The organism is Catenovulum maritimum (genome assembly GCF_001050375.1).
GTDB classification, from domain to species: Bacteria; Pseudomonadota; Gammaproteobacteria; order Enterobacterales; family Alteromonadaceae; genus Catenovulum; species Catenovulum maritimum.
Genome location: NZ_KQ130484.1, coordinates 1 through 20,537, shown reverse-complemented (window position 1 = coordinate 20,537; position 20,537 = coordinate 1). Strand labels below are relative to the sequence as shown.

The following is a 20,537-nucleotide window of genomic DNA, read 5'->3' as shown; positions in this document are numbered from 1 at the left end:
TGTGGAAATAATTTTCTAAACATTTACGGGCTAGTTAAAGTTATAAATTTTAGGCGAGTAATCTACTCGCTTTTAAGCTTAAGATCTAATAGATTTATAGTTAAAAAATGGCTAAAAAAATAACTAAATAGTATAAGTAGCTGTATCAAGTGTTAGCGGCGACTTAATGTATTAATCAACTTACTCCAAAATAAAAAATATAATCTTGGACTCCTCACTGGACTGGCTCGCCTATTAACTTTATTACAATAGAGCTAAATCAATATAGAGCGACCATAGAATCTAACTAATCAGCTTTTGATGATGGCTCAGCTGACTTACTTTCGTTCTTGGTCTTGTCCTCTTTCTTGGCTTTCTCTTTATTATCCAAAGATCCAAGATTAAAAGTTAACCGAGTGTATTTACCTTGGCGGCTTTCTAACTTAACACTGCCTTTTAACTTTTCTGTTACCACTTCATTCATCAAGCTCAAGCCCACTCCAATCAATTTGGGATGTGGTAGTGACTGGCTAATCGCTTCGAGTAATTCGGCTTCAATGCCATTACCATTATCTTCAACTCTCAACGTAACTGAACCAGCTTCTTTGCCTTTAAAGGCTTCTACCATAACCGTCCCCTCACTTTTCGCTTTAAAGCCATGCTCAAGTGAATTAGAAATAGCTAAAACAAGTATCTGGGTTAATGACCCAGAAAATGTCGCTATTTCTAAATCTTGCGGAACGGTCACAATGTAATTAATTTTTTTATTCTTATTTAAAGTTTTAAGCGCAGAAATAACTTCATCAACATGTATACTTAAATTTACTTTCCGCTTTTTATCATCTGCTAAATCACGACTAATTTGATTTAAGTTATAAGCTAACTCCCCTGCCTTAAGTACATTTGCAGCCGCAATATTGGAAAGCTGGATGGTATTATCAATAAAAGTATTTACATTGGATTTAGTAACTTTGCCTTCCGTCATTTTCACTTTAAAGTTTAACGCCCTTTCCTCTAAAGATGACGTTGCTTTTATCGACTGACTCACCATAGGGGCGACTTCTGAACTTAAACCTGGTGTAATCTCACTTAAAATCGAAAAACGTGCTGTTTTCTTAAAATTAGCACGTGCGCTAGCTAACTCTTCACTCGTTTCAGCAAAGTCGTCTGAGACTTGTTTCAGCTGTTTAACCGAATAGTATCTATGCCATGTAATCAGGCTAAACAACAAAGCAATGAGTAAACTAATAATAACACTACTCATTATTACTCGAAGAGACTTAGCATGGTTAGGTCCCATTTTATAAACACGACTTAACTTAATATTGAATTGCCATAGGTAATCATAATAAGAAGCTTCAAAGGAAATATCAGGTGTGCTGACCTGATTAGCTCCAAACTGCCAATTTAACAAACTGCTCTGATTTTCCATTAAGTGAATATCGAACCATAAATTATTTGGTTGGCTAAACCGGCTTAAACCGACTTGAATTAATGACAAATCTATCCGTGTAAAAAAGAAATCAAAACTACCTTGGTCGTTTAATCGAGTAATACCCGCTAGCATGTAGTCTTGCATCTCACCATCAGAACCAGCTTGAGATAGAGTGAGCTGTCCTAAATTAGTTTTGCTCTTTTGAAACAGGCTTAATAACTGATATCTAAGACTTTCATCTAGATGATAAATCCTAGCGGTTCCATATGACCAAATATGCGCTAAACGATTATCTTCAATTTTAAAATGACCTAGAGAAGCTTCGCTATAAGCTTGATTTTGTAAAACCGTACTAACAACTAAGCTTTCTAATTCACTAGGTTCAGCTATGACAGAGGCATAAGTCACAAAAGCTTGTAGTAAACTAACTCTAGCATCTAATGCTTGCTTCACTTGTTGGGTAAAGGTCTCCACTTCAGGTTTAGCTGCACTGATCCAATTCTTTTCTTCAAATTTATGAACTGTTTGATAAGTTTGATAGCTACCAGCAAGTGATAGGCCAACGCAAATCAATATAATTAGCCATCCAGGAATATTTAAAGGTTTCATAAACTTAATTTACTATTGTACTGTTAGAAATAAATGGACGGCTAAAGACATATTGTTTTGTATCTAACATGGATTGATTTATATATATAGATAAATACTTACCTTTAGATACAAAAGAAATTGCACCGCCTTGAGTAATAAATTGCTCACCATTACCTATGGTTAATTTATTTTGCCTTTTAGCTTTGGCTAAAAGGGGTTCAATAACTAGATTGCTAAAAACATTATCAAAATAATATAGATCACATTTAAATTCGGTATCGAATTCGTCTAGATCATCTTGGTTATAAAAAAAATGGAATTTTAGAATATAGCCATCTGTGTACACAAGTTGACGCAGAGCAAGCTTGTGCACGCTGGAGTGCTCGTTTTGTACCAAACCACAAAACTTTTTATTAATTTGCCCTGACGAGTGATCAGACCAAGTTAAGTTTTGAAATAAATGGAATAAGAGGATTGATTTTTCATTGTCTTGATCTTCAGCTAAGGCCAAGCTAGAAAAGCTAAGACACCAAATCAACAAGATAAAATTTTTTAATTTCACAACAAGCAGGGTCCAGTAAACTCAAAATAAATTTATATCCAAACAAAATACATATTGGCTTGGTTAAGGTAGAATTAAACTCACTTAATCTTAACAGCAACTCGATATTTATGCTGTTTTTTGTATCATGATTCAATCAAAACATAGCGATATAATGGAAAAATTTACAACATTATGGCAACGAGCTTGCGAGCGAAAAGGTTCTGAGCAAGTTTTAAACAATTTATTAAGCCAGCCGAGAAGCAAAAACCAGTTACAACAGCTAACAGACGATAGGTACCTATCTGAGTTTAGTAAAAAAATATTCCAATCTGGTTTTGTCTGGCGTGTAGTAGAAAATAAATGGCCAAACTTTGAAACACTTTTTTTCAATTTCGAAATTCAAAAAGTGCTTATGCTTTCTCCAGAAATGTTAGACAACAAAGCTTCTGATGCCAGAATTATTCGCAATGCCAAGAAAGTACAAGCCATATATCAAAATGCCTTGATGATCCATGACATTCAAGTAGAGACGAATGACGCTTTTGCGAGTTGGATTAGTCAATGGCCCGAAGAAGATACTATAGGTCTTTGGCTGTATTTTAAAAAACACGGAACTCGACTGGGTGGCAACACAGGCCCATATGCATTAAGAGCGCTAGGTTATGACACCTTTTTGCTAACCCGAGATGTGGAAGCCTACTTTAGAAATTACAAATTAATTGACGGCGGTTTAACAAGCTTAAAAAGTTTGAAAGTATTTCAAAGCTGCTTTAATCAATGGCGAGAAGAGTCAGGTTTAAGCTTACAGGAAATAAGCCAAGTTATTGCATATGGCACAGGCGACAATAACCTAGGCTTTGAGAATTAATCATATGATAAGCAGCATAAAAATTGAATCTGCGGAGCTACTAGAGCACCCTATCTTGACAGATATTGCGAGTCGCTTCGGTTTCAGTTTAACAACAGAACTTTCATTACCATTTCAGCTAGCATGGCTAGACGAAAAACTACAACTAATGCAAACAGATACTCCAGCTCAAGGCGGCGTATCTGTTGATTTTAATAGCCCACAATCAGATTATCGCCGCTCGCAAATTAGCATAAAAAAAGAAGCAATTGCCAAAGCCGTCGGTGCTAAAGCAAATCACAGGCCGAGTGTACTCGATGCCACTGCTGGTCTAGGGAGAGATGGTTTCGTATTAGCTGCGCTAGGTTGTAAAGTGACTCTACTGGAGAGAAATCCGGTTGTTGCTGCTTTGCTTTATGATGGACTGCGCAGAGCCAAAGCATCAGCAAGTTTATCAGGCTGGATTGAAGACAGATTAGAGTTTATTCACTGCTCTTCATTAGACTTAGCTCAAGTTGAATCGCTCGTAACATCTGCACCTGAAGTGGTATATTTAGATCCCATGTATCCTCACAAAAAAAAATCAGCTTCGGTTAAGAAAGAGATGAAAGTTTTTCAATCTGTCGTCGGTGCTGATTTAGATGCTGATGGATTACTCGAAAATGCGCTAAAATTAGCAACACAAAGAGTTGTGGTAAAACGACCCGATTATGCTGAACCACTGGCAGGTGTTAAACCCAGCTTCGTCATTAGCTCAAAGAAGAATCGCTTTGATATTTATGCTCGAACCGTTTAACACCAATTCAGTGATAACTAAACTAACAATTAGAATCTAATTAATAAGGAATCCCAAATGCCATCTTTTGACATTGTGACTGAAATAAATATTGAAGAAGTAAGAAATGCGACCGAGAACGCTCAGCGAGAACTTGCAACTCGTTATGATTTTCGTGGCGTTGAAGCTGAATTCGAATTCAATAAAGACTGTGTAAAAATGACAGCTGAAGTCGAGTTTCAAGTTGACCAGATGATGGACATCTTAAGAAATGCGCTTTCTAAAAGACAAATCGATCCAAGAGCGATTAAATCGGGTACAGCTGAAGCTTCTGGTAAAACAACCTCTAAGACAGTTAATTTTATTCAAGGCATAGATACGCCGACTGCGAAGAAAATCGTAAAATTAATCAAAGACAGCAAGCTAAAAGTACAAGCTTCTATTCAAGGTGAGCAAGTTAGAGTAACAGGTAAAAAGCGAGATGACTTACAACAAGTTATGCAGCTAATCAAAACCTCTGAATTAGAGCAACCTTTCCAGTTCAATAACTTTAGAGACTAAGCTTTTAAGTTATCGAAACTAAAATGCCGTTCAATTGAACGGCATTTTTAATTCTAGCTTTATACCAGTTCACCTAAATTTTTGATCTATATTTTATGTAGAAAAAAAGTGCGCTAACAAGGCATGAATTGCCGCTACTAGTAAGCTAATAGCAAAATTCATAACGCAGTTTGCGTGTTTTTTAACCCGTGAAATTGAGCAACAATTAGGATGGATTGGTATTATTCGAAACTGATTAACCCATAGGTCGATATTCAGTTTGTGGAACTTCCACTTTAGGCAGCCATTTCCTCAGCTCTTGAATCAAGGCTTGATGTTCGGCTTCATTGGCTAAGTTATGATATTCATTTGGATCAGACTTTAAGTTGTACAACTCTTCTGCACCATCACGATAACGAATATAATTCCACTCTTGCCAACGAATGCCATTATTACCTTCTTGGTAGCTGGTTATTGCAGGGTACTGCCACACTTGATCTGGCGCTTTCATTAGCGGCAATAAACTGTGACCACTTAAGCGTTTTGGTGCTTTAAAGCCTGTTATATCGACCAAGGTTGGATATAAATCAACTAGGCTAACTGGCGTTTTTGTCACACTAGGTTTTACACCCGGTACTTTAATTATGTATGGCGTATTACTGCCTTGATGCCACAAAGTAAATTTTTCCCAACGTTCTTTCGTACCCAATTGAAAACCATGATCGCCCCATAAAACAACAACTGTATTATCTTTATATGGGCTGTTATTTAAACCATCTAAAATTTTTCCTATCGCTGCATCAGCAAAGGATGTGCTCGCTAGGTATGCTTGAATAGCCCGCTTCCATTCTTCTTTGTCGCTTTTAACCAACTTAGCAAATCCAGTCGACCAGTTTGCGCGTGCAATAGCCGGAATATCATCCATATCATTCTCCAGTACTTCTGGCAGCTTAATATCATCAATTGGATACATATCAAAGAATTCTTGTGGTGCTAACTGTGGTGAATGAGGCCTAAAAATGCCACAAGCTAAAAAGAATGGCTTATCATGTGATTTAGCTAAGTAATCAGCACAAAACTGTGCGGTTTCAAAGTCACCGGTCTCTTCTTTTTTCTCTTTAATTGGGCCCCAAATCCCGTGTTTTCGGATATAAGGAATGATTTGATAACCATCGTATGCAATTTTACCTCCGTGCCATTTAGCCCAGCCATTTTCACCTATGTAGTCTTCTGCACCACCGGTTCCAGTTCTAGTTTTAGCTTGATAGTCCCAAGAAATAGGATCAGATAAAGGAGCTGGCTCATCTTTTAAACCACGAGGGTGATGAAAAATTTTACCCGCTGCGACAGCTTCATAGCCATTTTTTCGGAAAAATTGAGGTAGAGTGACTATGTCTCTACCATCAGGTAAATCTCGGAGGTTTTGCTCGTTTAAGAAGTGCCCTGTCACTTCAGGACGTAAGCCTGTCATAGTGGCAATACGCGAAGGGCCACATGCAGGTACTGCGCTGTAACCGTTTTGAAAACGAGTGCCTGAGTTAGCTAACGCATCTATATTTGGCGTGATAGCTGGACCACCCCATGCACCAACCCAGTTATTCAAATCATCAACAGCAATCATTAACACATTTAATGGTTTAGCATCTGCTTCGGCAAAACTTGGGGCGGAAAATAGTGCAGATGCAACTACCCCAATTGATGTAGCAATAGCTTTAAAATTTTTCAAGGTTTAATCCAACTCTAATTTACGCCAAAAAGAATTAAAGAGTGATCATTCAGTTATATCTGAATTGAGTTGAAAGGCTTTTCAATTTCTACTGGGCGATCAAATTCAATGCTTATTGGTATCAAACAAAAAGACTCAACAACGAATTTGTTAAGATAACCATGATATTTTCACATCAAATATTGGATAACCATAGTAAAGAAATGTAACACTTTTTGCAGTTTTGTGAATGGAAGTAAGGAATAAACAAATTAATTAGGCTCAATATACGGTGGAATAAAGAGCCTAGATTTAATTATAAATCAGGCACTATCTGATCAAGTAGAGATTCAGCTTGAGCGGCTCTAACCCAAACTTTAGGGAATTTTTCATTCGTAAAATCAATAAAGAAATCATAATCACCTGTTTCAGGAGGGGTGAATTCAAAAGGCTCAAACTTAGCTTTACAATTAGCATTGACCGTATTAGACAAGTCAGCAGTTTTATCGCTCAGAGCATAATAACCACAGTTTGAACCAAGCGACCAATTCTCGTCGGCAAATTTAAACTCATAAGGTTTACTATCCGCAATCAACTCAACTCTTGCTTTGTATAATTGGCCTGATACTTTTTCAACTTTTGCGTGAGCTTCTACATCCCACCAAGTAAAACTACCGCGTAAATACAAAAATTCAGAGCGGTCCGTTTCCTTGATGTCTTTTTTATACGGTGTAACACTACAGGCACTTAGTACATTTAGCATTAAGAAAAGTATCAACAAGGCTGAATTTTTCATATTAATTTCCATAATTAAATTTAATTAAGGCACCTAAGAGTAGGCGCCTTAAACTAACTTACTGTAAAACCGAAATATCTGCAATTTGTAAAAATAAATTACGTAACTGAGATAAGAGTAATAAACGATTCAGTTTAACAGCTTCGTCATCCGCCATTACCATAACATTATCAAAGAAAGCATCCACTGCAGGTCTTAGCGTTGCTAATTCTGCAAGTGCTTGTTGATATTGACGATTTGCAAAAACTGGCGCTAATTCAGTTTGTTTAGCGGAAACAAGCTGATATAAGGTTCGCTCTTGCTCTGCTTCTAGTAATTCAGTATTAACTGAATCCGCTAATTCTGCAGGGTTTTTCGCTAATATATTACCAACGCGTTTATTTGCCGCGGCTAACGCTGCTGCTGACTCGTGCTGTTTAAATTCAGATACAGCTTTCACTCTTTGATCAAAGTCGACCGGCTCAGTTGGACGCTGGGCTAATACAGCTAGGATAATTTCAGCCTCAAATCCTTGATCTTGATACCAAGTACGGAAACGCCCAAAAATGAACTCAACAACATCAGCTTGAGCTGTACTATTTGTCAATTTATCACCAAATAAGCTAACCGCTTTGGCTGTGATGTCCGCAATATCTAAGTTTAAGTTGTTTTCAACAATAACTCTTAGTGCACCAATAGCAGCTCGACGTAAAGCAAATGGGTCTTTGTCGCCTTTAGGTAACATGCCTATGCCAAAAATACCGGCTAGCGTATCAAATTTATCCGCTAGTGCGACTGCACAACTGACAGGGTTTGATGGTAGTTGATCACCAGCAAAACGAGGCATATATTGCTCGTTCATTGCATTCGCAACGGCTTCACTTTCACCGTCATGACGAGCATAGTGCATCCCCATAACGCCTTGAACATCAGTGAACTCCATAACCATTTCTGTCATTAAATCAGTTTTAGACAGTAAACCGGCACGTTTAGCGTCGGTTACATCACCACCAATTTTATCTGCAATGTAAGCCGCTAATTCTGAAATTCGCTGAGATTTTTCGTACAAAGTACCAAGTTGTTTTTGGAATAAAACGGTTTTTAAGCTCTCAAGGCGGCTCTCTAAGGTTTTCTTTTTATCTGTTTCAAAGAAGAACTCAGCATCGGCTAAGCGTGGACGTACCACTTTTTCGTTACCGGCAATAACTTGCGCTGGATCTTTACTTTCAATATTTGAGATAAAGATGAACTTATTAATTAGCTTGCCTGATTTATCCAGTACAGGGAAATACTTTTGATCGCCTTTCATCGTGTAAATCAATGCTTCATCTGGTACCGCAAGGAATTTTTCTTCAAACGATGCAACCAATAAAGATGGCCATTCAACTAAGCCTGTTACTTCTTCTAATAAGGCCTCATCCATATCAGCAACTGCGTCCATCTCGGCCGCTTTAGCTTCAACTTGTGCTTTGATATCCGCTTTTCGAGCTTCAAAATCCGCGATAACGTAAGCGGACTTTAATACAGCTTCATATTCGTCAGCATGTTTAATTTCGACTAAGCCTTTATGATGGAATCTATGGCCTTGTAACTGAGTACCGGTTTTCACCCCTAAGATTTCAGCTTCAATCGAGGTTGAACCAAATAAAATAGTTGCAGTATGCACAGGTCGAATAAACTGAGTGTCAGTCGCGCCCCAACGCATAGGCTTAGGAATAGGTAACTTAGCTAAAGAACGAGCAGCCATATCAGCGACTAAATCTGTGGTCTTTTTACCTAGCACGGATGCTTTATGTAGTAACCAAGCACCTTTTTCAGTCTCTAAACGCTCAGCATCTTCAACATTAATGCCATTACCACGCGCCCAACCTAAAGCGGCTTTAGTCGGGTTTCCATCGCCATCAAACGCAGCCTGAATTGCAGGTCCTCGTTTTTCTACAACTTGGTCTGCTTGCTTGTCTGCTAGTGCTGTCACTATTAATGCTAAACGACGAGGCGATGCTAACCATTTAATATTTTCGAACGCTAAGTTAGCGCCTGCTAATTCAGCGGTAAAATTTTCAGCAAAAGCTTCCGCTAATTTACGAAGCGATTTTGGTGGTAACTCTTCAGTACCTAATTCAATTAATAAATTTTCAGTTGTCATAAATTAAGCCTGCGAATCTGTTTGTTCTTGATTTTTTAAAAGTGGGAAACCTAAGGCTTCACGTTTTGCATAGTAACTTTCAGCACACGCTTTAGATAATGTACGAACGCGAAGAATATAACGCTGACGTTCTGTAACTGAAATTGCGTGACGCGCGTCCAGTAAATTAAACGCATGAGAGGCTTTCATCACTTGTTCGTATGCTGGCAATGGTAAATCCAGCTCAATTAATTTTTGGCTCTCTTTTTCACACTGATCAAATTGAGCAAATAATGCGTCAACATCTGCGTGTTCAAAATTATAAGTAGATTGTTCTACTTCATTTTGATGGAAAACATCACCGTATGTAATCTTACCCATAGGGCCATCAGCCCAAACTAGGTCGTAAATAGAGTCAACACCTTGGATATACATGGCTAAACGCTCTAAACCATAGGTAATCTCGCCAGATACAGGTTTACACTCTAAACCACCGACTTGTTGGAAGTAAGTAAACTGAGTAACTTCCATACCATTTAACCAAATCTCCCAACCTAAACCCCAAGCGCCTAAGGTTGGTGATTCCCAGTTATCTTCTACGAAACGTATGTCATGAGTTTCAGTATCAAAGCCTAGTAACTCTAACGAGCCTAAGTACAATTCTTGAATATTGCTTGGCGATGGTTTTAAGATAACTTGGAACTGATAATAGTGTTGTAAGCGGTTTGGGTTTTCGCCATAACGGCCATCAGTTGGGCGTCGGCAAGGCTGAACATAAGCACAATGATGCGGCTCTGGACCTAATGAACGTAAAAATGTCATAGGGTGGAAAGTACCCGCGCCCACTTCCATATCTAATGGTTGAACAACCACACAGCCTTGCTGTGCCCAGTAATCTTGTAACGCAAGGATTAAACCTTGAAACGTTTTAATATCGTACTTAGCCATATTGCTGAAACGTACCTTATGAAATATTTAATCCCTGTCATTTAAATTGGCATGACTTTGGATTTAGGTTAACTCTGTTATTTGGTCGCAACCAAATCAATGTATGTCTAATAGCTAGATTAACTTTGAAGCTTTAGCTAACTTGGCAAAGCTTGCAACGAACGCTAAATGGCGGGAATTATAACTGAGCTAGAGTTTGACAACCAGTGTTAATTAACTTCAGCTAGGGATAATAAATGGCAGTCTAGAGTCGCTTTACTTAAACGAACGAATCTACTGATACAACAGGGTTAAAAAGAGAAAAGCTAGGGCGAGTAGGTCTTACTCAACAAAGTATTCAAATACGGCATTTAATGCTTCTAAATCCGCAGGGCTAATCGCGTAATATTGAAAGCTATAAATGAGTTTATTATCTAATTGGATTTTTCGAATTAACTGGGATTGAACATCAAACTTATCCCCTGTATTCAATTTAAATTTCACTTGCTTCGGTAAGAACATAGCAATGTGAACTATTTCATTATTTTCAATTATCGGCGCATCGGCAAGATCAAACTCAAGACTAAAACCAGCTTGGGAAAAATCTTTAGTTATCGTCTCTAAGTGGACTTTTTGATATTTGAGTAGCAATTTTATTTTAGCGTTAACTCTTTCGTATTCACGTTTATCTCCGGAAAAAGTCATACGATAACTATCATCTAAATCAAATTTAAAGCTTGAAGCCAATAAGTTTACTGTCTCAGTCGTTGCAGACAAATCATCCGCAATGCGTTCTATTAATTTTGCATCAGCTGCGCTGAGCTTAAGATCTTCGAGCAAATCGCCTGTGATAAAGACTTCATCAATTTGATCGTCAGAAACTAAAGCAACTGACTCCAATTTAGCTAAGGCTCTATTCCAAAATGGCTTATTGGCATCTAAGTGATAGCCAACTTCTGCTAATTCAGCCGCTATCTCGGCAACTTGTTCTGCTGAATACCCAACCTGTTTAGCATGCCTTTTCAAAGTTGCTATCGTCACCGCCAGCGCCAGCGACATCTCTGTAAAGCTATTATCAACTTGTTTTAGTAAGCCAAGATCAGTATCCGGAAATTTAGGGTGATTGATTGATAAATCCCCTCGAGCAATAGATTCGACTCGAGCATTTAAATTTCTAAGCCGTTTGTTTAAAGGCCGGTGCAGAGAAAAATAATAAATAATTGGTAGAATAACTAGGCAAAGTAAAATAGCCCAAATAGCAGGTGATAGATGCTTGATATACTGATTTTTTTTGCTTTGCGCTTGATTAACAAAATCTAGCTTTTCTAAAATAACAAAATTTTTATCCGCTAATGCCTGTGTATTAACATAAGCAAGGGCAACCTGAACTTCATTTTGTTCAACGGTAACATCATCTGTTAATTTCAATAAATAACCACTTAAACCCAGCATGGCTAAAACAAAGAAACCAAGTAAGGCGCAAGTGCGAACATTGATGTTATATTTTAAGGAGTTGATATTCATTGCAAAATTATAGTTGAGTAATTGAAGACAACCAAACTAATGGGGGTTTTATACTCTTAAATTAACCTAATAGTAAACAAAATATAGTAAATCAGATAACTGGTTAAATTCCATATCAGGTAACCCATGTAGCGGATAAGATTGGAACTTAGGATTATACCACGCTGTTCTGCAATTAGCAGATTGAGCACCATAAATGTCTGAACTTGGACTATCTCCAATATGTAAAATGTCTTTACTCTGAAGCGATAATTGCTCGCATAATATATCAAACATATCCGTTTCAGGTTTCATTCTGAGCCCATCTTTCGGCTGATATACTTTTGTAAAGCATCCTTCTAAACCAATTAAATCTGGCTCTGCATTGCCATTCGTTACCGCCACTAAGGTATAATTTTTCTTTAGCCTCATCAGTATATCCACCACTTCAGGCTTAACTTTAAAATTATTTCGCCAGTGATAAAATTTTAGAAATGCCTGATGCGCTGACTCGACTGGGTTAGCTATTTTATTATCTCTGAAAGCTTGTTCCAAAAAGGCGAGCCTAAGTTTGCTAACATCGCTGCGCAGAGCTGGATTCAACTTAGCAAATGTAATCCTTTCCAGTAACCAGTCATGCTGAGTTTTATCTTTAAAGCATGCATACTCAGAGCTTAAGTATTGGCTTAATTTATTTTCCGCATTTTGAATTATCGGGACGTTATCATATAAGGTGTCATCTAAATCAAAGCTTAATAGTTTTGGTTGACTAATCCGTCGGTAAAACTTCATATTACTTATCTTTCTTAGCTCTAGGGTGGGTTTGATCATACACTTTAGCTAAGTGCTCAAAATCTAAATGGGTGTATATTTGTGTAGTCGAAAGATTTTTATGCCCTAACAACTCTTGTACCGCTCTTAGGTCTTGACTACCTTCTAACATGTGTGTGGCAAATGAATGTCTGAGTTTATGTGGATGAACATGATTGGTTAAACCCGATTTAATTCCTGCCTGTTTCATTCTTTCCCGAATATATCGCGCACTAATACGCTTTTTTTGTTTACTGACAAATAAAGCCGTGTCTTCTACTTGGTTCATAATGCGAGCACGGCACACTAACCATGAGTCAATTTTATCCAATGATAATTTGGTAATTGGGACTATGCGTTGCTTACCCCCTTTACCTGTGACTCTAAGGGTTAAGCTTGATCTATCTAGGTCAGGTATATTAACCCCTGCTAATTCGGATAGCCGGAGTCCAGCTGCGTACATTAATTCCATCATGGCATTATCGCGTACCGCTAAATCATCTTCTGGATTATATTTGTCGAGTAAGGATTGAACTTCGTCTATATCTAAATTTTTAGGCAGGCGTTTTTCAGCTTTGGGGGCCGAGATTAACTTAGCGGGGTTAGCAGCTAACTGGCCTCTTTTAACCAAGAATTGACAAAAACTTCTGAGGCAAGAGAGTCTTAGAGCTATGCTGGCTGGTTTTAGCTTCTCTAATTTAGCTCTAGCTAATTCACTTCTAACAAAAACGCTATCGATTTCGTCTAAACTAATATTCAATTGTTTAGCAAAGACATGCTGTAACTGCCTTTGATACGTTTCTAGCGTTTTTGCAGAAGAGCGCTTTTCATATTCTAAATAATGAGTAAATTCCTCTAACCAATCGCTTATTGATTTACTCATTCATTATTTACTTTTTTTCGTTAGATTCACTAGAAAAATCTAACAATAGTTTATTAATCAGCTTAACCATAGGCCCCAAAAACAAGGTATCCATATCACCTTGAAAGTGGCTATCATCTATACTACCAAAAGCTAAGATACCTAAATCTTTTTGTCCACCGAGACGAATCAAAGCAACAGATTTAATTGCCTGTTCTTCAGTAAAAAACAATGCAAGCTCTTGCTTTTTTAATCGACCAAAATAGAAATCGTCTTGAGCCAGTCTTTGCAAAATAATATCTTGGTAAAGACTCTTAGATTCAACTAGCTCAGCAGCATGTTCATCACTGGCAATAAATAAAACTAGCTTCATACCATCAAGCTGAATTTGTTCTAACAAAATCGCTCTGAGTAAATATATTAGCTGCTTACTATCTGGGCACTCCAACAGGGCCATATATAAGTTAATAAATGCCTTATATATGTGCTCATTATGTTTTGCTGTAGCAACCAGTTTAGTGATGTTTTGCTCTAAATGATTTACTTTTTCGCGTAATACTTGCTGTTGCCGCTCAACTAATGAGACAGAACCATTTGAGCCATGAGGTAATTTAACTTTAGCTAAAATTTCAGGGTGATGAGCCAATAAATCTGGATTTTCCGCTAAATAATCTAATACTTGCTGTTCGTTGACCAAGTGTTCTTTTGTTTCTAATTCTTCACTCATATATTCATTTGTCCATCAAAAACATGTTCAGCAGGGCCTGTCATTCTGACTGGATGACCTTCACCTTTCCATCGAATCATAAGTTTTCCGCCAGGTAGCTCTACCTCAACCGATTCGGATAGCTTACCTTGTTGAATACCAACAACAGCAGCTGCACAGGCCCCAGTTCCACAAGCAAGCGTCTCGCCCGCTCCCCTTTCATGAACCCTTAATTTAACTTGATGGTCATTTAAAATTTGCATAAAGCCGATGTTAGCTCTTTCTGGAAATCTTTCGTGATTTTCTAGAATAGGCCCAAGCTCAGCAACATCACTTGTGTTGATATCATCAACAATCAATACACAATGAGGGTTGCCCATTGAAACAACACCGGTTAGTAAGTTACGCTCACCAGCTTGCATTAAATAAGTTTTTTCTGCACTGTTAGCTTTGAAAGGTATCTGCTTAGGCTCGAATCTGGGCTCACCCATATTCACAGTCACTTGCCCATCTTTTTCAACATACAAAACGATATTGCCACTTTTGGTACTGACTGATATTTTTTGTTTGTTGGTTAATCCTTTTAATCGAACAAATCGAGCAAAGCAGCGGGCTCCATTTCCACACTGTTCAACCTCACTGCCATCGGCGTTAAATATACGATAATGGAAATCAATATCAGGATCGTAAGGCGCTTCAACCACCAACAGCTGATCAAAACCTATTCCAAAGTTTCTATCTGCTAATTTTTGTATCTGCTCTGTAGAAAAAAACAAATTTTGGGTAATGTTATCTATGACCATGAAGTCATTACCTAAACCTTGCATTTTTGAAAAGTTAAATTGCATTCTTAATTTCTTGTCACGACAAATCTAATATAGACAAAATACAAAGTATTACAGCAACAGTCGAGTCCTAACTGCAATTCTGGTGTAAAAACTTGAATTAATCACTGTATTTTAAGCCTCAGTACGGTATGAGTTTTGTTCAAATCTAAAAAGATAAAGGTACGCTAAATTTTAATGATTAAGATCAAAGTAGGTTTCTCCTAAACTTCTATGATGGATTTCAAATTCATCAGGAGTTAATTGGTTATGAAACTAGTCGCCGAAGATTTAATGGAATCCGATGTGATCACAGTACAAAAAGATCTGACTATTGAGCAAGTAAATCAAATATTCAGTGCAGAAAAAATCAGTGGTCTTCCAGTTTTAGATGGTAATAGTTTGGTCGGTATTATTTCCAAAACAGATATAAACCATGCATTATCAACTCAAAGTATGACCAAACACAGCTTAATCAGTGAGATTATGATTACGGATATTATTAGTGTCACACCAAATACGGATATTTCTGAAGTTGCCGTGATTATGACCTCTAAGAACATACATAGAGTTTTAGTATGTCAGCAACAAAAATTAATTGGCATTATTAGCGCCATGGACTTCGTGAAAATTTTGCAGCTAACTAAAATGACTCAAACTAAGCCTGTCGCTATACCTGCCTAGGTTTAAACTAGAATGCAGTTATACAGTTAAAACTGCATCCTACTTAATTAGGGGGATATTAATTAAGGGCAGGTAAAGCTCACATTTTCTGCATTAGCTATCTCAAAGTTTGCTTTTGAGATAGCTGTCGTGTCATTTAAGCACTCTCCATTCAATTGAAGGTTTTCAAATTGAATATCACTTAGCTTTGCGTTTGATGAATAGCCTTTTATTCGATTGATAATGGCACCATCACCTTTAAAAGAAACATTTTTAAAGGTTACATTTTTTACTATATGATCAACATGTTTAGGCGCTAAGTTGATAAAAATAGCGACTTCATTTTCAACCGTTATATTTTCAAATATAAAATCTTCTTGTGTTTTAAGCCCATTATTATCCGTGCTCGCTCTGATATTAAAAACGCCCTGATTAGCGCCATCTACAGGCCATTCACCGTGCAAAACATCAACGTTTTTTACTCTAATATTTTTTGCATCAACCGTATTCCATGCCCACTGAAAAACAGCACCATTTGTCAGGTGCCAGGCAACTATGTTTTCAATATTTTGGTTATCACGGTATAGCTTTATACCATCATCATTTGCCCAAACGAAGCTGTTCGAAATATGAGTATTCTCATAGCCGACTAAGCCATCATTATTAAAGCGCCAGCCACCAGGGGTCTTAACCCAGTGTATTTCATTATTCTTTCCGAGCAATCTAACTGCAAACTTTGATGGTTGTGAAATCACTAAGCCTTCAACTCTAACGCCTGTCACTCCCCCTAGAGATTCAACCATATTAAATTTAGTATCATCACTCCTACCACCGCCAAACACCCTGCCATCTAGATGCCCTCTCCCCCAAATTCTAGAGCCATTATTATTAGCGTCTTGAAAATGTATCGCTCCTTTAACAACAGCACCACCTTCCAAATAAATATTCTTAATATGGCCCTGAGGATACCAATTCATAATGGTGTGAGATTTAGGTGTAAAATAAACTGTATCGTAACTAACATCTATTGATGTTAAATCTACCTGATGACAAGGATCACAAACCATGACATTCGCTGCATTTTTATCAGGAACATCCGTTTCCATAGGATCTGCAAATATCAACAAGCCATTCTTGTAACCCTTTTCACCAAACTCAACGCTGTACTGACCCGGTTTAGTTAATTTAAACTCAAGGGTAGAGTCGTCAATTTTAGTTGTGGTAACTTTATGTCGGCTTGGCAACACTTTGGCTGTGTCGTAAAAAACTTTAGATTGAGCGGGTTTCAGCTTTACTCGAATTGTCACTTCTTCCTTAAATGAAAATTGAGTCCAAGAAATCGTATCATCAACCACAGAAGCATTGCGTCCGCCTTCTGATGCACCATTTGATTTAGACATATAGACAATTAAGTTTTCCGAAATATCACCTTGGTGAACACTAACCTCGTAATAATCAGTTAAAGGTAAATCTGCATCTGAATTATCTTGAGGATAAGTAGCTAAATTTGAGCTGTTGGCAGGCAGAGTTACACTATTTGTGTCCTCTGTTTCTATATCTAGACTACAAGCAGTAAGAAGGGCGAGCATAGCAATAACTATATATTTCAATATTTGCTGATTAAATTTTACCAAACCGACTAAAAACTTCATTTCGAGAATTCCATGCAGATACGATTAGGGCTTATAGTATCCGGATATCAAAATAACCATATAGCCGTTAACAATAGTTAACTAAAATCGTTACAAGTTACCATTTATTAATAATTCACAGCGGTTTACTCACCATCTAATACGCATTAACCTCAATAAGTAAATTTAATTCCTTCTCGGCTCTAAGTTATAATGAATACTCTGAATAACACTTCCGCTTCAACTCGAGTTGTTTTATCCTTATTTTTTATTCTGTCTAAGTTTTATATATGTGTCGTTTTTTAGCATACTCAGGTCCAACCATATTAATGCATCAACTTATCTTAGATGCATGCCACTCTTTGGTATTTCAAAGTAAATCAGCAAGAAAAACCAATTTACCCGTTAACGGCGATGGCTTTGGTATAGCTTGGTATCCGACTCATCTAAATAAAGAGCAAGCAGAGCCCATAGTATTTTTAAGTGTGGAACCAGCTTGGCGTAACAGAAATTTAGAGCAGATAACTAGAAAACTACCTATGCAACACTGTTTTGCACATATCAGAGATGCAAATGGTGGTAGTTCAGTAAACTATGAGAATTGTCATCCATTTCAATGGAAAAACTATTTATGGATGCATAATGGTTTATTAGATGAATTCGAAAAAATTAAAAGGCCTTTACAAGCTCTCCTATCAGAAAAAGCCTATCAATTTGTAAAAGGAAGCACAGATAGTGAATATGCTTTCGCCTTGTTTCTAGACTGTATTAACTGGCAGCCAAACCTAAGCGCAGAGCAACTGAAACTAGGTATGTTCGAGTGTATGGAGAAAATTATGCGGCTAAGGAAAGCACAGGGCGCTAATACCAATGCTTTTATGAACTTTGCTGTGACCAATGGCGTAGATACAATAGCGACTCGATTTTCGAGTTTAGCAAGCGAGCAGCCTTCATCACTTTTTGCGGCAGTCGGTGAAGTTAAATTCGTAAAAGAAAAGCTGAGAATAGAAAAGTCAGGTGATGACTCTAACTATAGCTGCATCATAGCATCTGAACCTCTCACTTCAGATAAATCCAATTGGAAGAAGATCGACAGGAATTGCTTTATCCACAGCCGAAACAACAAAATAATTGAAATATCTAAAATTCCACTAAGCTTTCAGTCCGATCTGGCTTGATTAATCGTCACTGAGGCTATACCTTGCTAGCAAGCAAAAACAAACTTTAGATTTATCATAATGATCCCATTAGATATTTGGCCGAATTTAAAGGCAGAAGCAAAAACGATTTCAGAGCTAGAACCTATACTCGCAAATTATGCAACCCAGTGTGTACTCCAGCACGATCACTTTTCGGATTCACTCAGTTTCGTTCTCGCGCATAAGTTAGCAGATGCCTTAACCGTTGAAGACAAGTTATTCGAATTGTTCCATAGTTTTTATCACAATGAGCCAGAAGTCTTAGAAGCAGTTACCGCGGATTTAGCGGCTGTATACGATAGAGATCCTGCCATAACGAGTTACTTAACTGTCTTATTAAACTTAAAAGGCTTTCAGGCAATTCAGATACACAGATTAGCGCACCACTTATGGCAAAATAATCGTAAAGAACTAGCTCTATATATACAAAGTAGAAACAGCGAAGTAATGGGAGTGGATATTCACCCTGCCTGTAAAATTGGGAAAGGCGTCATGTTTGATCATGCAACAGGCATAGTGATTGGTGAGACAGCCGTTATTGAAGATAATGTATCTATACTACAATCAGTCACGTTAGGTGGAACCGGCAATGAGTCAGGTGATCGACATCCAAAAGTCCGCCATGGCGTAATGATAGGCGCAGGAACTCAAGTTTTGGGTAATATAGAAATTGGCTATAACTCAAAAATTGGTGCCGGGAGTGTCGTTTTAAAAGATGTTAAGCCACACACAACTGTAGTTGGTGTACCTGCGAAACAAGTTGGCATTCCAAGATGTCCAGAGCCATGTTCAACTATGGATCAAAATGTACTCAATGACGTCACTTCGGATTAATTAAATCGAAGTGACTCCAAGCGCTACATTATCTAAACTTTTTTCTTTAGCGCTCGGTAATACAGCAAGCAAATCAAAGCCAAGCACACTGCGATTAAAGCACCTAAATTGGCGTGTCTAAAACTAGTAAACTGGGCGATAACACCAGTTAAGCTAGTACCCAACATCATACCGATTTTAATTGCATTGGAATAAAAAGCTGAGGTATACCCGACTCTAAGGGGTAATTCATCTTGTAATAAAGTTAAAGATAGCCCTGCAAACAAGCCATAAAAAATAGCATTTACAAACTGCAAACAAATAAAATGCCACAAGTCTGTCGAAAAAAAGATACCTGAATAAAACACAATCGCAAATAAATACGCAACTCCAACTAGAGCATGCTTAGTTATTTTTTGCGAGAGTTTACCTGCATACAGCATGACCGGAATCTCTAACAAGGCGACTAACCCCATCAATAGTCCGGGAGAGTAGCTTGCAAAGCCTAATTCCTTAATCGTATATAAAGGCATAGCAGAGGAGTATAAAATATTAGCAACTGAAGCAAAAGTAACGGAGAGACCAAGCATCCAAAACGACAATGAGCTGGCACCATTATGCTTCCCATTTACAGCTTCCTTAACGACTTTAACTTCTGGTATTAACTTAAATGCAAACAAAGCGGCGACACCGGAGAAAATCGCTGCGATATAAAATGAACTACTAAAGCCAAGACTGCCAGCTAATGCAAAACCGACAGCTGGACCTATTATCCAAGCCAAAGAGATAGCCGCTCTTAAGCGGGCATTGAAATCAACTGTATTAATTTTCTTGTTTCTATCAGCCCATTGTCTCGATACAGTTAGCATTTGAGGGATCGCGGCATTTCCAATTGAAACCATGCAAATACCAACAAGCAAAACCATCCAATAAGATCCTAAGTTCGCGTACAAAACTAAACCTGTACCCATAGCAATAACTGAAGCAATATATAGCTTTCTTGCACTAACACCATTATCAGCCTTAGCGCCAAGCAGTTGGCTAATGAATAAGCCAGCTATAGTCACTAGAACTGTATATAAACCAATATAAATAGGTTCAGCGCCTAAACCTTCAACAAGGAAAAAACTCATCAGAGGATTAACAAAAGCACCAACTAAACCAGTCAATGTGCTTAAGATTAGGTACAGCCAAGATGAATTTTGAAGTGAAGACAAGGGATTATGACCAAATAGATTTAATAGAACTCAATGTAATCTGTAGATTTATCAAGTAGATAAACG

The 20,537-nt window shown here is 37.7% G+C and carries 19 protein-coding genes; 6 read left to right on the top strand and 13 right to left on the bottom strand.

Going from position 1 to position 20,537, the window contains the following annotated elements:
• Positions 1 to 286: 286 nt before the first annotated feature.
• Positions 287 to 2,023: an ATP-binding protein gene (locus XM47_RS04270; protein WP_048690168.1), complete on the bottom strand. Its 1,737-nt coding sequence runs from the start codon at positions 2,021 to 2,023 to the stop codon at positions 287 to 289.
• Between the two features lie 4 nt (positions 2,024 to 2,027).
• Positions 2,028 to 2,567: a YfiR/HmsC family protein gene (locus XM47_RS04265; RefSeq protein WP_172656502.1), complete on the bottom strand. Its 540-nt coding sequence runs from the start codon at positions 2,565 to 2,567 to the stop codon at positions 2,028 to 2,030.
• 154 nt (positions 2,568 to 2,721) lie between these two features.
• Between XM47_RS04265 and XM47_RS04260 the strand changes: the two genes are divergently transcribed.
• The 3 genes from XM47_RS04260 to XM47_RS04250 are packed head-to-tail and all read left to right on the top strand — an operon-like array spanning position 2,722 to position 4,732.
• Complete coding sequence (locus XM47_RS04260) at positions 2,722 to 3,417, top strand: DNA-3-methyladenine glycosylase I (protein ID WP_048690164.1); 696 nt, start codon at positions 2,722 to 2,724, stop codon at positions 3,415 to 3,417.
• Between the two features lie 4 nt (positions 3,418 to 3,421).
• Positions 3,422 to 4,192 carry a class I SAM-dependent methyltransferase gene (locus tag XM47_RS04255; protein ID WP_078061836.1) on the top strand — a complete coding sequence of 257 codons (771 nt, stop codon included), beginning with the start codon at positions 3,422 to 3,424 and terminating at the stop codon, positions 4,190 to 4,192.
• Positions 4,193 to 4,249: 57 nt separating this feature from the next.
• Entirely contained in the window at positions 4,250 to 4,732 is a 483-nt protein-coding gene (locus tag XM47_RS04250) for a YajQ family cyclic di-GMP-binding protein (protein ID WP_048690161.1), read from the top strand.
• A 235-nt stretch (positions 4,733 to 4,967) separates the two neighbouring features.
• Here XM47_RS04250 and XM47_RS04245 read toward each other — a convergent pair whose 3' ends face one another.
• From XM47_RS04245 to dapF, 9 genes are all read right to left on the bottom strand, one after another.
• A complete protein-coding gene (locus tag XM47_RS04245) occupies positions 4,968 to 6,437 on the bottom strand; it encodes a sulfatase (RefSeq protein ID WP_048690159.1) in 1,470 nt (489 codons plus the stop codon).
• Positions 6,438 to 6,732: 295 nt separating this feature from the next.
• Complete coding sequence (locus tag XM47_RS04240; protein ID WP_048690156.1) at positions 6,733 to 7,212, bottom strand: early set domain-containing protein; 480 nt, start codon at positions 7,210 to 7,212, stop codon at positions 6,733 to 6,735.
• 58 nt (positions 7,213 to 7,270) lie between these two features.
• A complete protein-coding gene (gene glyS, locus XM47_RS04235; RefSeq protein WP_048690154.1) occupies positions 7,271 to 9,337 on the bottom strand; it encodes a glycine--tRNA ligase subunit beta in 2,067 nt (688 codons plus the stop codon).
• Positions 9,338 to 9,340: 3 nt separating this feature from the next.
• Complete coding sequence (gene glyQ / locus XM47_RS04230; RefSeq protein ID WP_048690152.1) at positions 9,341 to 10,264, bottom strand: glycine--tRNA ligase subunit alpha; 924 nt, start codon at positions 10,262 to 10,264, stop codon at positions 9,341 to 9,343.
• Between the two features lie 321 nt (positions 10,265 to 10,585).
• Positions 10,586 to 11,767 (bottom strand): methyl-accepting chemotaxis protein, encoded by a 1,182-nt coding sequence (locus XM47_RS04225; protein WP_048690150.1) that lies wholly within the window; start codon positions 11,765 to 11,767, stop codon positions 10,586 to 10,588.
• 66 nt (positions 11,768 to 11,833) lie between these two features.
• A complete protein-coding gene (locus XM47_RS04220) occupies positions 11,834 to 12,538 on the bottom strand; it encodes an HAD-IA family hydrolase (RefSeq protein WP_048690149.1) in 705 nt (234 codons plus the stop codon).
• A 1-nt stretch (position 12,539) separates the two neighbouring features.
• Positions 12,540 to 13,439, bottom strand: a complete 900-nt coding sequence (gene xerC / locus XM47_RS04215; protein ID WP_048690147.1) for a tyrosine recombinase XerC — start codon at positions 13,437 to 13,439, stop codon at positions 12,540 to 12,542.
• 7 nt (positions 13,440 to 13,446) lie between these two features.
• Positions 13,447 to 14,145, bottom strand: coding sequence for a DUF484 family protein (locus tag XM47_RS04210; RefSeq protein ID WP_048690145.1), 699 nt, complete (start codon positions 14,143 to 14,145; stop codon positions 13,447 to 13,449).
• Positions 14,142 to 14,972 (bottom strand): diaminopimelate epimerase, encoded by an 831-nt coding sequence (dapF, locus tag XM47_RS04205; protein ID WP_048690143.1) that lies wholly within the window; start codon positions 14,970 to 14,972, stop codon positions 14,142 to 14,144. The genes XM47_RS04210 and dapF overlap by 4 nt, the downstream gene beginning before the upstream one ends.
• Before the next feature lie 246 nt (positions 14,973 to 15,218).
• Here dapF and XM47_RS04200 point away from each other — a divergent pair, with 246 nt between their 5' ends.
• Complete coding sequence (locus tag XM47_RS04200) at positions 15,219 to 15,632, top strand: CBS domain-containing protein (RefSeq protein ID WP_048690141.1); 414 nt, start codon at positions 15,219 to 15,221, stop codon at positions 15,630 to 15,632.
• A gap of 62 nt (positions 15,633 to 15,694) precedes the next feature.
• On the opposite strand, the gene XM47_RS04195 is transcribed toward XM47_RS04200, so the two are convergent.
• The gene (locus tag XM47_RS04195; RefSeq protein WP_048690138.1) at positions 15,695 to 17,263 is read right to left on the bottom strand and encodes a hypothetical protein; all 1,569 of its coding nucleotides are present in this window, start codon (positions 17,261 to 17,263) and stop codon (positions 15,695 to 15,697) included.
• 269 nt (positions 17,264 to 17,532) lie between these two features.
• Between XM47_RS04195 and XM47_RS04190 the strand changes: the two genes are divergently transcribed.
• Positions 17,533 to 18,420, top strand: coding sequence for a class II glutamine amidotransferase (locus XM47_RS04190; RefSeq protein WP_077066472.1), 888 nt, complete (start codon positions 17,533 to 17,535; stop codon positions 18,418 to 18,420).
• Positions 18,421 to 18,480: 60 nt separating this feature from the next.
• Positions 18,481 to 19,275 (top strand): serine O-acetyltransferase, encoded by a 795-nt coding sequence (gene cysE, locus XM47_RS04185; RefSeq protein WP_172656501.1) that lies wholly within the window; start codon positions 18,481 to 18,483, stop codon positions 19,273 to 19,275.
• A gap of 32 nt (positions 19,276 to 19,307) precedes the next feature.
• Here cysE and XM47_RS04180 read toward each other — a convergent pair whose 3' ends face one another.
• Positions 19,308 to 20,471: a sugar efflux transporter gene (locus XM47_RS04180; protein WP_048690136.1), complete on the bottom strand. Its 1,164-nt coding sequence runs from the start codon at positions 20,469 to 20,471 to the stop codon at positions 19,308 to 19,310.
• Positions 20,472 to 20,537 lie beyond the last annotated feature (66 nt).

What these genes read in the sequence shown, in the direction of transcription:
- dapF (WP_048690143.1), bottom strand. Translation starts at nt 14,972, where the DNA reads ATGCAATTTAACTTTTCAAAAATGCAAGGTTTAGGTAATGACTTCATG.
- XM47_RS04220 (WP_048690149.1), bottom strand. Translation starts at nt 12,538, where the DNA reads ATGAAGTTTTACCGACGGATTAGTCAACCAAAACTATTAAGCTTTGAT.
- XM47_RS04200 (WP_048690141.1), top strand. Translation starts at nt 15,219, where the DNA reads ATGAAACTAGTCGCCGAAGATTTAATGGAATCCGATGTGATCACAGTA.
- XM47_RS04240 (WP_048690156.1), bottom strand. Translation starts at nt 7,212, where the DNA reads ATGAAAAATTCAGCCTTGTTGATACTTTTCTTAATGCTAAATGTACTA.
- xerC (WP_048690147.1), bottom strand. Translation starts at nt 13,439, where the DNA reads ATGAGTAAATCAATAAGCGATTGGTTAGAGGAATTTACTCATTATTTA.
- glyQ (WP_048690152.1), bottom strand. Translation starts at nt 10,264, where the DNA reads ATGGCTAAGTACGATATTAAAACGTTTCAAGGTTTAATCCTTGCGTTA.
- XM47_RS04210 (WP_048690145.1), bottom strand. Translation starts at nt 14,145, where the DNA reads ATGAGTGAAGAATTAGAAACAAAAGAACACTTGGTCAACGAACAGCAA.
- glyS (WP_048690154.1), bottom strand. Translation starts at nt 9,337, where the DNA reads ATGACAACTGAAAATTTATTAATTGAATTAGGTACTGAAGAGTTACCA.
- XM47_RS04260 (WP_048690164.1), top strand. Translation starts at nt 2,722, where the DNA reads ATGGAAAAATTTACAACATTATGGCAACGAGCTTGCGAGCGAAAAGGT.
- XM47_RS04225 (WP_048690150.1), bottom strand. Translation starts at nt 11,767, where the DNA reads ATGAATATCAACTCCTTAAAATATAACATCAATGTTCGCACTTGCGCC.
- XM47_RS04255 (WP_078061836.1), top strand. Translation starts at nt 3,422, where the DNA reads ATGATAAGCAGCATAAAAATTGAATCTGCGGAGCTACTAGAGCACCCT.
- XM47_RS04250 (WP_048690161.1), top strand. Translation starts at nt 4,250, where the DNA reads ATGCCATCTTTTGACATTGTGACTGAAATAAATATTGAAGAAGTAAGA.
- XM47_RS04190 (WP_077066472.1), top strand. Translation starts at nt 17,533, where the DNA reads ATGTGTCGTTTTTTAGCATACTCAGGTCCAACCATATTAATGCATCAA.
- XM47_RS04270 (WP_048690168.1), bottom strand. Translation starts at nt 2,023, where the DNA reads ATGAAACCTTTAAATATTCCTGGATGGCTAATTATATTGATTTGCGTT.
- cysE (WP_172656501.1), top strand. Translation starts at nt 18,481, where the DNA reads ATGATCCCATTAGATATTTGGCCGAATTTAAAGGCAGAAGCAAAAACG.
- XM47_RS04195 (WP_048690138.1), bottom strand. Translation starts at nt 17,263, where the DNA reads ATGAAGTTTTTAGTCGGTTTGGTAAAATTTAATCAGCAAATATTGAAA.